This is a genomic window from Halorubrum sp. SD690R, assembly GCF_005435035.1.
GTDB classification, from domain to species: Archaea; Halobacteriota; Halobacteria; order Halobacteriales; family Haloferacaceae; genus Halorubrum; species Halorubrum ezzemoulense.
The window spans coordinates 17627-31469 of the sequence record NZ_SGTV01000032.1 but is presented as its reverse complement, the minus strand read 5'-3'; the positions used below and the strand labels follow the sequence as shown (position 1 = coordinate 31469).

Below are 13843 nucleotides of genomic sequence, written 5' to 3'. Positions count from 1 at the left end.
GCGACGCTCCGAGACGAACGTCTTGATAGGGAACATTGTTCGTCGGGTGACGCGGTCGCGTCACCCTTGCCCGCTGTGGCTTCCAGCTACTGCTGAGAACTCACCAACAATCCTCTACCCAAGAGCGATGACACAAATCATTACAACAACACTGTTTTCCCACCCCTTTTACAAGTTAGAATAATGACGGCGCAGGACTCCTCAGAGACTGAGGACCGAAAAGACGACCACCTCCAAATTGTTCAAGAGCGGGACGTCGAAACTACAGGCACAGGCTTCGAGGACGTCCACATTGTCCATAACGCGCTCCCGGAACTTGATTACGACGCTATCGACCTGTCCATCGATTTCTTGGGTCATGATTTATCTGCTCCGATCTTCATCGAGAGCATGACTGGCGGGCACCACAACACTACGGAAATTAATCGGGCGCTTGCCCAGGCTGCCAGCGAGACCGGCATTGCTATGGGGCTCGGTAGCCAGCGAGCAGGACTTGAACTGGACGACGAACGCGTACTTGAGTCGTATACTGTCGTTCGCGATGTCGCACCTAATGCGTTCATCTATGGGAATCTCGGCGCTGCCCAACTCAGGGAGTACAACCTCGAAATGGTCGAGCAGGCAGTCAAGATGATCGACGCAGACGCGCTCGCAGTCCATCTGAACTTCCTCCAAGAAGCCGCCCAACCGGAAGGCGACGTCAATGCGCGGAAGTGTGTAACTGCGATCGAACGAGTATCTGAGGCACTCTCGGTGCCGATCATTGTCAAAGAAACTGGCAACGGAATTTCCGGGGAGACCGCCCGAACGCTAACTATGGCAGGAGTTGACGCAATCGATGTCGCTGGAAAAGGCGGTACCACGTGGTCTGGGATCGAAGCCTATCGTGCAGCGGCCGCAAACGCGCCGCGACAAAAACGAATCGGCACTTTGTTCCGAGAGTGGGGAATCCCGACCGTTGCGAGCACAATCGAGTGTGTTACCGAACATGACTGCGTAATTGCGAGTGGTGGTGTGCGGACGGGATTGGATGTGGCAAAAGCGATCGCCTTAGGTGCACGTGCCGGCGGACTAGCAAAACCGTTCTTGAAACCAGCCACAGACGGGCCGGACGCTGTTATCGAGCGAATCGAGGATCTGATCGCCGAGTTGCGGACAGCAATGTTCGTCACTGGGTCGGGTTCGATTGACGAACTTCAACAGGTGGAATATGTGTTACAGGGAGAAACGCGCGAGTATGTTGAACAGCGAATCAGTAGAGAGTAGTATCGTATTCACAGGGCCTTGTTTAGACGCCAGCGTTCAGCGGTGTGCCCCCCCAATCGCGCGTTCAATGTTTCGCACCGCTGATTTCATGACAAGTTTGCGGAATTGACCGAACCACGTTCTCGATCACGGCATCTCACCGTATCGCTGCTGTAAGCCGAAAAACACTGTTTCAGCGTTCGAACGCTGATTATACGCCCGGTTGTGGATAAGTAAGTTTCTCTCCGAGCCTCGAAAACCGGGGGCGCGTTTCGGAATCAGCGGTGTGATACTTTCAGCACGCAACCCCGTCCGAAGTGCTTCCCAGTCGTATCCTTTATCAGCCGCTACATCCGTCAGATCGTCGAGATTCCGCACCAAAACCTGTAAACCGACCTGTGTATCGTGCGGTTGTTTCATCGAACAGTGTATGTCTAGAATCGCACTCGTTTCACAATCCATGAGCAGCGTAGTTTTGATCGCCTCAAACGTGTAATCCCTCCGTTTTGCGTAATACTGGCTCGCTTGAACGCGATCCACGCTGGTTGCGTCTATTGCCAGAACATCTCTGAGTTCGCATAATTCAACCGATCCGTCAAGAATCGATCGCCACCGCTTCATCGGAATCGCTTGCTTCCGCGCACAAACGGTTCAGAAGTGAGGTAGCGTCTCAACCGTCAAACCAATCGATCCAACGACTCTCGGCATTTTTCGCAGAACATCCATCAGCTTCCGGTAATCGTGGTCAAGATACTCTTTGAAGCCTTGAACAGCAAGAATCACCCAGTCGGCATACCTTTCTTTTCCGGGTCGGTATGCCGGAACTGGCTCGCCAGTGACGGCTTTTTTTGAGAGCGACACAACCATCTCTGCGAAGCGGGAGATCTTGGTTTACACACCCAATCTTTCCCGCTTTATTTCTTAATAAATTTGGTACTTTGTCGGAGTTACTAGGAAGACGACACTAGTTACAGATCATTCAGACTGAGCGACTCTCTTCGTCTAAACAAGGCCGTATACATTGAGACGGCCAGTCGCAACTACTAGTCCTATGACACCATCTAGCAGATTGAGGATAGACTGAGACATACCAAGTAGTTAGCCGATGCTGACTTGTGTGTATCGAGAATCGGCGACCAATCTCGAATGATTCAAATCAGCATCTTACAAAGTGCCAGTATGGACGACGACTCTCATGAACACGTTGTTCCCGGAAGTGACGAAAAGTTGGCGACGCCAGACGTCCAAGGCTATGACTTCCGTGGAGAATTCGATTTTCAGGAGATGCTGGAAGCCTATGCGACGACGGGCTTTCAGGCGACGCAACTCGCAGAGGCTATCGACATCGCCGAGCAAATGCAAGACGCCGATGCCACGATATATCTCACGTGTACGTCGAATATCATCTCGTCGGGATTGCGTGATGTCGTCGCTTACCTCGTCCGCGAAGGGTACGTCGACGTGCTTATCACGACCGCGGGGTCGCTGGCGGAGGATGTTATCAAAACGGCGAAGCCGTTCAAAATGGGAGAGTGGGATGCGGACGAAGCGGTTCTCCGGGAACAGGGAATCAACCGTCTTGGGAATCTATTCGTCCCTTCCGACCGTTACGTTTGGTTGGAGGAGTACCTGTACGACTTCTTCGAGGAGTTCTTCGCTGAGGAAAAGGTTCGGACGCCGACGGCGTTTGCCCGCGAGTTAGGGGAGACACTCGACGATCAGGATTCGGTTCTGAAACAAGCAGCAGACAATGATGTTCCCGTCTACTGTCCGGCACTGACGGATTCCGAGGTTGGGAATTTTCTCTACTATTACCGACAGGGGTACGATTCGGAGGTCGGCATCGAGATTCTCGACGATTACGACTCGCTCATTGAGGACGGAATGCTCGCCGATACGACGGGTCTGATCGCAGTTGGAGGTGGCGTGCCGAAACACCACGCGATTATGACGAACTTGTTCCGCGGTGGGGCAGATTACGTCGTCTATATCTCGACCGGTATGGAAGGGGATGGGTCACTCTCTGGCGCACCCCCGAACGAGGCAGTATCGTGGGGGAAGATCAAAGATGATGAGCGGACAAATTACACGCAGGTTGAAGCAGAGGCGACGCTCGTCTTCCCACTGCTCGTGGCGGGTGCTTTCAGCGAGTAGAGATAATACAACCGAACATGAACCACGCAACGGGCTTGTTGCGTGATCAGTCACGAGACGGATGGGACTGATCAGTATCCTGTACAGTGAACCGACCGGCCATCGGTAGCAGACCCTGCGTCTGGACCCACTTGAGCAGTTCTCGAGAGCAAATATGGTAACCAATCTCTTTCGTATTTTCAAGTCATTTTTTATTTTCACAGAAGAATACTTACTATTCCAGCGAGACATGCTTGGACGGCTCCGAATGTGACTCGCATGGTAGCGGCCCCAAATCCAAGAGCAGTAAGCTACCACGCCCTGAAGGGCGTGGCATTCAGCGTGGACTCCCGTTCTAACCGTTAATCACGGTAGGCGAATATTCGCCATTCACGTTCAACGTCCCGCTGTTCAAGCGCACGCCTACGGGTGCGCCTCCACGTCCAGACTTTTGCTGATCGCGGAGATACTTCAGGCCGATGTTCTTCGCCGCGTTGTAATCCGCATGAACATCATACCCGCACTTCAGACAACCGAACTCGTCTTGTCCGTTATTGTGCGGATGATTATCCTTGTGGGTGAATCCACACTTCGAGCAACGCTGACTCGTGTACGTCGGATTGATCTGTCTCACCACAATCTCTTCCGACTCGGCTTTGTACGTGACGTACTCATAGAGTCGGTGGAACGCCCACTTGTGAACCGCCTTCGCGTACGGTAAGCGCTCGCGGATGCCTTTGAGTTGCTCGAACACGATATGCGTACAGTCGTTTTCGAGAGCTTCCTCAACCAGCTCGTTCGAGATCGTGTGAAGCATTTGTTCGAACCGCTCAGTCTGCTTGCGACCGACTCGCTGAACGTTCTCGTGTGCCCATCGAGTCCCAGTTTGCTGGAGATATCCACGGCGCTTTTCGTATTCTCGATGCCAGTGGTTGAGTTCGCCGCCGCTCCAGAAGCGTCCAGTTGAGGTGGTTGCGATGTTTGTGATGCCGAGGTCGACACCAAGGACGGAAACGTGCTTGGCATCGCCTTGTTCAGCGTCATCATTCTCCACGGTGGGCTTTGTCCGCACGTGGAGGTAGAAACAGTCCTCAATTTCGTCGTAATGGAGTGTGGCTCCCTTCAGATCGTAGTCATCGTTGAACAAGTATGCGGAGTGCGGCGTGTCACGCTGTTCGTCGGGGAGGACGAACTCTGCGGTGACTCGTCCGTCAATCGTGGCGAGTGTGCAGTGGTCGCCGTTGACGGTGACGGTTCGTGCGTCGTAACTGGCAAACCGTGACGTGAAGTGTGGTCTCGAGGCTTTCTTGCCGTCTTTCCAGCGTTCAACGACACCTTTGACGGCTTCTGCGGCTCGGTTTCGTGCAGCTTGCACGAGGTTGGCCGGGAGCGGTGAGTCATCTCGAACGTCGTAGTACGTAAGATCGTGGAGTGTCTGCTTGCTAGTGATTTTCCAGTCTGGTTCCCACGCTACGTCGACGACGTAGTTGGCGGCGTCGAGGAAGTAGTCTGTTGTCTGGTGGAGGAGACCAGCGGCACTCTCGTCCACATCGAGTTTGATGGGCACGGTTCGAGTGCGTGAGTCTCCCACCACCTGTACTTCATATGTTGTGCTATGTATTTATATTAGTTTGGGTTGGCGTTGGGGCGTCGGCCAGCCATTGAGCATGATGTGTGTCCATGTTGTCGGCTTCCTCCCGCGCCTAAAGTCCTGTCTCTTACCCACAGATCGAGTTGTTGTTGCGGTCAATAAATCCGACCGAAGCCTCGATATCTACAGACTTAACACTCCTATGAGACGATTTTGCTCATCTCGCTTACCACATTCAGCAACCCCCCACTGCCGATATCATCGCCCGATTCACTCCTCACCTCGATCTTCCGAGAATAGATTGGGCTCGACAGCGTCTGAAACGTCTGTTTGGGACTCAGTGAACTTGTGGGTAAAAGACAGGCCTAAAGTCGCGGGTTTCCGCCTTGTGGTCATTATGAAACTCACCACGACAACGAAATCAGCCTTCGAATCGTTGGGACTAAGCAAGAGCGTGAGCGCCACAAGCGTCCCCGACATCGTACTGATGAAGAGCCCTGTTAGAAATGACAAACTCGTGAAAAACGGATCAGTGAAACCCATAACGGAGTACGTTGGTTCATAGATTCCGACGAAAAATAAACTGAAGCCGATGACGACGTATCCGATAAAGCAGATGGTGATGAGGATAGTCCCGGGGCTAACGAGTTGATACAGTCGAAACAGTCCTCGTTCAAACGGGGTAGTTGGCTGTCGGATCCGTCTGAATGGGCGATAGTCCATCTCCCTACGGCCAGAGCCCCCGTACCTCGTGGGATTCAGCGATCCGTGAGAGCGCAACAATATAGGCTGCATCACGCCACGTGACATCGCGGTGCTCGTATTCGTCTGTCACTGCCTGCCAAGCGGCTTGCATCTCCGTTTCGAGTTCGTCGTTCACCCGTTCGAGCGACCACGACCGGCGATTGATATCCTGGAGCCACTCGAAGTAGCTCACCGTGACTCCGCCAGCATTAGCGAGAATATCGGGGATAACTGCAATGTCCCGCTCTGCGAGAATCGCACTCGCCGTCGAAGTGGTGGGACCGTTTGCGCCTTCAACGACGAGGTCAGCGGCGATCGCACTCGCATTTGCTTCGGTGATCACGTTTCCGAGAGCGGCAGGGATGAGTACGTCAACATCGAGTGTGAGCAACTCATCGTTTGAGATCACGTCGTCTGCGTATTTCGTGACGGCTTCAGGCTCCTCGTCGTGTGATGGGACGGTCGCCGTCTCGATCCCGTCTGGGTCGTACATTGCGCCGTTCACGTCACTGATTGCGACGACCATTGCTCCCCACTCATCAAGCAGCCGGGCGGCGTTCGCACCGACACTCCCGTAGCCCTGGACTGCAACCGTCGTTCCCTCGAGATCGCTCCCATAATATTCGCAGGCCTGCTTGGTGATGATCGCGACACTCCGTCCAGGCGCTTCCTCACGACCTTCACTCCCCCCGATGACAGGTGGCTTCCCGGTGACGACTCCCGGTATCGTTTCACCTTCCTGCATCGAGTACGCGTCCATCAGCCACGCCATCGTCTGTGGATCAGTACCCATATCCGGCGCGGGAATATCGCGATTCGGTCCGATAACATCGCGAACTTCCTGGGCAAACCGACGAGTGAGTCGCTCTTTTTCTCCCGAACTCAACTCTTTCGGGTTGACTGCGACGCCACCCTTGGCACCCCCGAACGGGAGATCCATAACAGCGCACTTCCAGGTCATCCACATGCCGAGTCCGACACACTCGTCTCTACTCACCTCGGGGTGATACCGGAGCCCCCCTTTAAACGGGCCTCTGACACTGTCATGTTGAGCTCGGTAGCCGGTGAACACATCGACCGTACCGTCATCGCGTTCGACTGGGACTGTTACTTCGTGGACTTTCTTCGGATATCTGAGCCGTTCGACGATACTGGGGTCGATATCCAAGTGACTGGCAGCATGATCCAACTGACGGCGGGCGGTCTCGAGTGCCGACTCAGGCTCGATTGGTTCTGCCGCCTCTTCGTCCGATTCGTTGTGGGTGCTCTCAGATTTTGATGCCATAATTATTCAAGTGACATTCGCCGGTTTCGCATCGGGCCGCCACAGTCGGGACATTGGCCCGGGCTGTCTTCTGCGATGATGATGCTGCCACACTCGAAGCACTCGTACGGGGTTTTTTCGTCTGATTCAGGGTCGACATCTATCATAGTGGGTTCACGAGTGCCAGCCGGTAATATAGGGCACTCTATGTAAGTGTAATAAGTGTATAAGGGAATATTCAGCTGTTAACCACCAAACGCTCCTTGAGATTTGAGGTTAGTTATTGAACTCTTCGATTCCCGAAATTGAGATATTGTGCTCCTCGAAGAGCGTTTCGAACAGTTTGCGCTGGACAGTCCGAGAGTGCTTATAAAATGCCGGAGGGGAGATTCCGAGTGTCTCCGCAACATCTTCGCCTGTGTTCTCGCGTGGTGACTCGAAGAACCCGCTGTAGTATGCCGTCTGGATCACCTCGAGTTGCCGTGAGGTCAGTTTCTCGAGGAACTTCGAGTACAAGTCGCGTTCCATGGACTGATCCAGCGTCTGCTTCGAACGGAGTTCGACGGTGGAGAACGTCTCTCGGACGAGTTGGGTGATGGTCCGGACATCGATACTGTCCGGAATATCGATGACGAGGCTTGTGGATGTCGGGTCGGCGGTTGCCTCGTGGAAGACAGCACCATGATCGGCCAGCTCGAGGGCGAGAAACGGTTGGGTAAGCCGCAGCCGGAGCACACTCCCCTCACCATCCGTACTAATCTGTTGTACGTCGTCAATCCCGACCAACTGCGAGGCGGCGTCTACAACGTCAGTTACTGCTCCGTCGTCGACAGTCACAAACACGTAACTTCCCTCTGTGGATTGTTGGACTCCACCTCGATACGAGAGTGTACACGCTGCGTCTCGAGCGAGCCGTGAGAGGATAAACGCAGGATCATCGATGCCGAATTCGACCCGCGTCACCGATGTCGTGAGCAGTGCATTCTTTCGTTCAATAGCACTGAGCGCAGACGCGATAGTTTCGCCGAGTTCAGCGAGGACAGCCTTCGTCGTGTCGTCGAACGCGTCCTGGGTCGGTGCGTAGACAGTCAACACGCCGTGCGTAAGGTCGTTGTACACGAGAGGGATGCTCAATACAGAGAGGTAGTCACGAGCCAGTGCGGCCTTCCGCCACGGCTCGTCGCGGAGACCAGCGGCGACGTTCGTCACCATCGTCACGTCGCTAGTGGCCGCGGTTTGCCCGGCTGGCTCCCCAGCTGATGCGTCGATATCGAATGCTTGGCTATCCAGATATCCTTGTTCGCTGCCTGCCCAAGCCCGTGGTTCGACGGAGTCAGTTATCCGGTCAATCGTCCCGATCCAGGCGAATTGGAATCGGTCCTCGCCGGTCAACAGCTCACAGACAGTATGGTCGATTTCCTCCCGTGTTTCCGCTTGTACGAGAGCTTGATCGATCTCCCGGATGGTCTCGTTGATCCGATTCAGCTCGGTCAGCTGTTCGTTTTGTTCCTGTAGTGTGCGATCTTGCTTTCGAAGTCGGGACTCGCGTGTGACGCGGTCAAGGGCTGCCTCGGCGGTTGCAGCGAGAAGATCAGCCAATTCCCGGGTTACGTCGTCGAAGACGCCGACTCGGTCCGAGCCAGCGACGAACACGCCGTGGTTACCGAGTGGAATGTAGGCTGTACTGCGGAGGTCAGTTACCCGGTTTTCGAGCCGGTCTGCCTCATGAACATCGTCGAAAAACAGCGCTTTGTCCTCGACGAAACTGTAACCTGGAAGTGTTTGGCCGTCGGCGTGTACGGTGGGGAGCGGACCGTTGAGTTCTTTCATCGTCGCCGAGTGCGCTGCGGGTCGAAGCTCGTTGGCATCAGCATCAAAGAGATAGAACGCACTCGCATCTAGATCAAGGACGGCAGGTGTGTCGTCAACAACATGCTGGGCGATTTCCTGATGTGTTTCGGCGTACAGGAAATCACGGGCGGTCTCTTGGAGGGTCGCAAGCGCCTCCTCGCGTTGCTTGCGTTTCGTGATATCCCGACAGCTGAAGAGAAGCGTCCCGTCTTGAATCGAGACCTCGCGAACGTTGATCAGAAGCGTGTGCTCACGACCCGCTTTGTCCGTCGCGGTCGTCTCGATGTTCTTAAGCACGCCGTCTTCTGCGAGCTCCTCACAGTCGAAGAGGTCCGTACCGAGGAGATCGTCGATCGTCCCTTGCTCGTGAATCTCATCGGCCGTGTAGCCGAAGATGAAGTGGACGTTGGGACAAACGTAGGTGTACTCGCCGGCCTCGTTCGTGATGAGGACGGTGTCGGTCATGTTGTTGAGCGTGACGCGGTGAAGCTCCTCTGATTGTCGGAGGTCGCGTTCGAGATCGACGCGCTCGGTGATGTCGACGCCCTCAACGACGATTGAAACGAGATCTCCACGCTCGTTCTCGACTGGACGCACGGAGAGATCGATGACGCGTGGATCCTCGACGTGTGGCGGCTGTGTGACGACCGCGTTGCCGAATCTCCCATCGAACGCGTTCTCCACGATTTGTTGTACGTCCGTGCTCTTCGTACCGGTCTTTGCCCACCACGGAAGCGTCCAGAACGGTTCACCGACGATCGTTTCAACATCCACATCGCTCATTTCCCGTGCTGTCTTGTTCACACGCGCAAGTGAGCCAGCAGGATCGAGCACCCACGTCGCGGTCCGCGAATCGTTGAATATGGCGTCGAACTGTCTGGCCCGGTCCCATCGCGTGGCTGTCCGCCGTGCGGATCGGACAGCACGCTCGGTTCGTTCGATGAGTTCGTCGGTCATCTCTTCTACCGGCTCCGTGAGCGCGATGTAATCCGTGACACCAGCCTTGATAGCGTCGCTGGCAATAGCTTCGCTCCCAGCGGCGGTACAAAGTACGACCGGGAGCGTCGTGGTTTCGGTGCGGATCTCCTTGAGGAGTTCCAGCCCTGTTGCCCCTTCGAGCGTGTCTCCGGTGATGAGACAGTCAATGGTCCGATTTCGGACTATATCACTCGCTTCCGCCTTGGTTCCAACTGTATGTACAGTCGCGTCAGTCCGTGTCTCAAGCGTAACAGCGAATCGCGTGAGCCAGTCATTTGTTCCGACGAGTAGTACCGTCGACGAATTGAGGACTGATTGAGAAGCGACCATTATTCGATCACTTGAATACAGGGAACGCTTCCCTCGAGTCCGGTTCGAATTCGTCCCCAATTCTGCTTCTGGCCTAGGCCAGAATGAATGTACATTGGTGGTTAACCATCTAACAGTAAAAGAATAAAAGGATTTACCATCTAACCCTTAAACGTATGCGGAGCGGTACATAACATGGATACACTATCATCAGAATTCGTTACAGGCACCTGTTGATACCCGATTTCCGTGGTTCACCGTCCGCACGTTTTCGGGATGTAGAGTGTCTACAAACGAATACTGATCGACTCAGACGGAGTTTGAGATGTTCTCACGGCGGTGCTATACATTGGTCGCCAATTAGCGGGAAGTCACGTGCCGCTCGGAAGAGAACGGCTGATATCGTGTTCAGACGCGAGTCCTGCGGCTTGCCGCAGGCGAGCGACAGGTGTTGACTCGCCTTTTCACCCGGCTTTACGGAGAGAATTCCCGACTGCCCGGACGAACGTTCTGGCGGCCACGACTGGCAGCGACCTGATTTCTCGCTCCATACCGACTTTCACCAGAAAGTCGGTGAGCCGCCACAGATTGTACAGCAGTGCTGCGAACGTGAAGTTGAACAACCGCACTCGGTAGTCCGTTGAGGAGGTCTTGGGAAGGTACGACTGTACCGACTTGTATTGGTTTTCGATATCCCAGCGACGGCTGTAGCTGTTGGTGACATGCGCGATCTCGTCGGGAGCGACGTGATCGCGGTTCGTGACGAACACGGCGTAGTTCCCGTCAGCGTCCTCATTGGTCGCTGGGATGTACAGGTACTCGGCGATGTGATCGACGTCACCGTCGGAATCGACGGTGACGTCGTGGTTGACAGCGGCGTCGACCCCGTCTTTGCTCTTGATTTGCTTGATCGCTCGGTAATCTGGCTCGTACTTCGGCACCAGCATCGTATACAGCAAGTCGCGACCGTCGATCTCAGCGCGGACTTCCTTCGCGTAGAAGCCCCGATCCAGTAGGATTTCGTCGAGATCGACGTACTGCTGGGCTCTCGAAAGCAGACGCGCAACGACGTCTGCTTTCGAATCAGCTGGCGCGTCGGCTGGTTCCCAGTCTGAGTGCTCTTTGACTGGTTCGATACCAAGAATGATCGGGACAGCGTTCCCGACGATCGTAATCGTCGCGAACGTGTACCCGTGTTTCAATTCGCCATCATCGACGTATCCGCTGACCATCGGCGGATATGCCGACTTTGGGATCTCTTCGTCCTTGTCGATCCACGGCCAGACGTGGTAGGGAACGTGCGTGAAGTCGACGGCCGCCACGACGTGGCGGTCGTCGAATGGATCTTCGTACCGGATCGTCTGGAGGATGTTTTCGGTCGCTGTGTCGAACGCGTTCATGAGATGCTCGCGAAACACCTCGGTGAACGCCACGATGTCCTCGATCTGCTGTTCTTGGAGTGGAACAGAGAGTTCCTGATCTGCTGGCATTGCGAACTGTTTGATCACTCGGAGAAACGTAGAGTCGTCACAGGTGTCGTTCTCGTCGAGAAACCAACCAGCTTCACCCTCGGAATGGGCACTTCCTTGGGTGAGGCACGCCGAGGCGAACAGATCGAGGATCTGTTCGTCCTCGTAGACTCTGTTTTCAGCCCTCCCAGAGTCGAACTCGCCGAAGGCGTGCCTTCGGGCGAGCTCGACGACCTTGCTTCCGTGCTTTCGAACGTGCTCGCGTGCGACAGTCGGTTCATCACCGTCTTCTTCGATATCGTCTTCATCTGGAATAATTGGAACTCGTGCGTCCAAAATGATGCCGCGGTCAACGGCCTCCCGTGCAATACCCGTGGCTACTGCCTTGAGCGTCAGCTTAGTCTGTTCGCTGAATTGCTTCCACGCGTACGAGATTGATTGCTGGCTCGGGGCCTTGGCCAAATCAAACGTCTTCAGGAGTGATGGTCGGTTTTCGAGGCGCTCTGCGACCTCGCTCTGGGCGAGGTCGTAGATCTCCTGATAGAGATACACCCGAGCCATCGATTCAGTGCCGTTTGCGGCCTTGTGTTGCTGGCGGTCGTCGGTAAGTCCGTCAACTGGAATCGAGACCTCTCCAAAGACACGCCAGAGATGATCCGCTGATTTACAGACTTCCCCAGCGTGATAGACGATCGCCCCCGCGAGCGCGGGGGCGTCGTCATCAACCGCCGACATCCGTTTCGAAGTCATCGTAGTTCTGAGCGCGGCGGCGAGCGGTTTCAAGTCGTCACATTAGTCGCCAAATCAACTATTTCACATTTCTATTGAACTCATAGCTGTCTCGTCAATCGATACCGCCACGCAAAGAAATTATCAGCAATCTAGTGGTTGGTAGAATTTGAGATCCCGAAAACTGCAACTTCCAACGGGTCTGTTAAGTTGCGAACGACACGTAACGTTCACGACTCCTTTTATTCACAACTAGGAGCTAACAGAATGACTGAAAGAGCATATCAAAACCTACAGGGACATAATTAAATTCTACTTGAAGATATCTTAAAATAAATAACCTATTATGCTGTGAGGAGTGTACCTTCTTCCTCAAGTTCGGAGACCGATTTTTTCGCCCATTGAATTGCCTGCTGGTTTGTGTTTCGAATAACAGTTGAGAGATGGTTCGTGTCTGAATAGATACCTATATACAGAATTTCGGCGTCAATCAAGAAGAGATTGTAGCGTGAAACCTTGATCCCCCTGTAGACAGTGTCACCAGATTCGATATGGGGGATGATACTGCCAGGCTGATTGTCGAGAAGAACCTCCAAAACGTCATTGCTCACGAACAGGGTGATATCGACTTCCCCGTTTGTGTCCTGTTTTAGAATCTCGTCGATGTGAGGGGTCAGCATTTCTGTGGCTGCTATGATCTTCTCTCCGTTTCTGATGTCTTCGTCAAGCGACTGTATCGATTTGTACGGGGCGCAGTCGGGTGGGTGAAAGACAGATCCATCCAGAAAAATTGACTTGTCTAGATCTGTATCCAGCGGGAGCGATGAGAGTTCAGAACTCGTCTCTTTTAATATCTGGAAGGAGTTCCTGAACTCTTCACAGAGTTCGTATGCGGTTTTTCCAGTATATGTTGGCTTACATACTCCATCCACACGCTCCACTAAATTGTGGTCTTCTAATTCCCGAACCGCTCGGTCGATAGTGGGACGCGAATCGGAGAGGTTCTCAACGAGCTCGCGCTTGTCTGGCTTGTACTGGCAAATATACTTGAGTACGACGCGCCGTTTGAGGACCACATTGACAATATTCTTCATGGAGGACACAGTATCTTTGTTTAGTAACCATATAAAATTTAGCATATATAAAGTCTACAGTTTAATACTCACGAAGTGTATTATAAGTGTTGATCCGAATTTGAATGATTTTCTCTGTTGTAATTGTATTCTTTAGACAGGTTCTTGACTGGCATGCTGTTACTGAAAGGTGCGTGTTGACCACAGGGTATTCATAAAACCAGCAATTTGGGGCGCACTATAGCCCCCTTGTCAGCGACTATCGTCTACGGCTTTGTCGCGTCTCCTCTCGTCGGGCTTTCTGCCTCCTTTCTCACCGATCGTATCTCGGTGAAATGGGACTGATCTTGATATTTTATACTACAGCGTAATAGTAGCTGGAAGAATGCTGTGAGAAGCGTGTATCGATCGCAACCGAATCAAAATATATCACTTTCTGAAAATTTCAACAGGGGCA

Annotated in this window: 8 protein-coding genes and 1 pseudogene; 2 read left to right on the top strand and 7 right to left on the bottom strand. The window is 53.7% G+C overall.

Features of this window, described 5'->3' with window-relative positions; all coding sequences use genetic code 11:
* Positions 1 to 183: 183 nt before the first annotated feature.
* Positions 184 to 1266, top strand: a complete 1083-nt coding sequence (fni, locus tag EXE41_RS15485; protein WP_137691473.1) for a type 2 isopentenyl-diphosphate Delta-isomerase — start codon at positions 184 to 186, stop codon at positions 1264 to 1266.
* Positions 1267 to 1302: 36 nt separating this feature from the next.
* Here the strand turns inward: fni and EXE41_RS15480 are convergent.
* Positions 1303 to 2112: pseudogene (locus tag EXE41_RS15480) on the bottom strand (IS5 family transposase).
* 312 nt (positions 2113 to 2424) lie between these two features.
* Here EXE41_RS15480 and EXE41_RS15475 point away from each other — a divergent pair.
* The gene (locus EXE41_RS15475) at positions 2425 to 3399 is read left to right on the top strand and encodes a deoxyhypusine synthase (RefSeq protein ID WP_137691472.1); all 975 of its coding nucleotides are present in this window, start codon (positions 2425 to 2427) and stop codon (positions 3397 to 3399) included.
* 334 nt (positions 3400 to 3733) lie between these two features.
* On the opposite strand, the gene EXE41_RS15470 is transcribed toward EXE41_RS15475, so the two are convergent.
* The 6 genes from EXE41_RS15470 to EXE41_RS15440 form a co-directional block, all read right to left on the bottom strand.
* Positions 3734 to 4972: an RNA-guided endonuclease TnpB family protein gene (locus tag EXE41_RS15470; protein WP_137691471.1), complete on the bottom strand. Its 1239-nt coding sequence runs from the start codon at positions 4970 to 4972 to the stop codon at positions 3734 to 3736.
* Positions 4973 to 5696: 724 nt separating this feature from the next.
* Positions 5697 to 6998, bottom strand: coding sequence for a glutamate dehydrogenase GdhB (gene gdhB, locus EXE41_RS15460; protein WP_137691469.1), 1302 nt, complete (start codon positions 6996 to 6998; stop codon positions 5697 to 5699).
* A gap of 2 nt (positions 6999 to 7000) precedes the next feature.
* Entirely contained in the window at positions 7001 to 7144 is a 144-nt protein-coding gene (locus EXE41_RS15455; RefSeq protein ID WP_137691468.1) for a rubrerythrin-like domain-containing protein, read from the bottom strand.
* Between the two features lie 109 nt (positions 7145 to 7253).
* Complete coding sequence (locus tag EXE41_RS15450; protein WP_137691467.1) at positions 7254 to 10136, bottom strand: bacterio-opsin activator domain-containing protein; 2883 nt, start codon at positions 10134 to 10136, stop codon at positions 7254 to 7256.
* 443 nt (positions 10137 to 10579) lie between these two features.
* Positions 10580 to 12319: an ISNCY family transposase gene (locus tag EXE41_RS15445; RefSeq protein ID WP_137691474.1), complete on the bottom strand. Its 1740-nt coding sequence runs from the start codon at positions 12317 to 12319 to the stop codon at positions 10580 to 10582.
* Positions 12320 to 12657: 338 nt separating this feature from the next.
* On the bottom strand, positions 12658 to 13407 hold the full coding sequence (locus EXE41_RS15440; protein ID WP_206750860.1) for a hypothetical protein: 750 nt from the start codon (positions 13405 to 13407) through the stop codon (positions 12658 to 12660).
* Positions 13408 to 13843 lie beyond the last annotated feature (436 nt).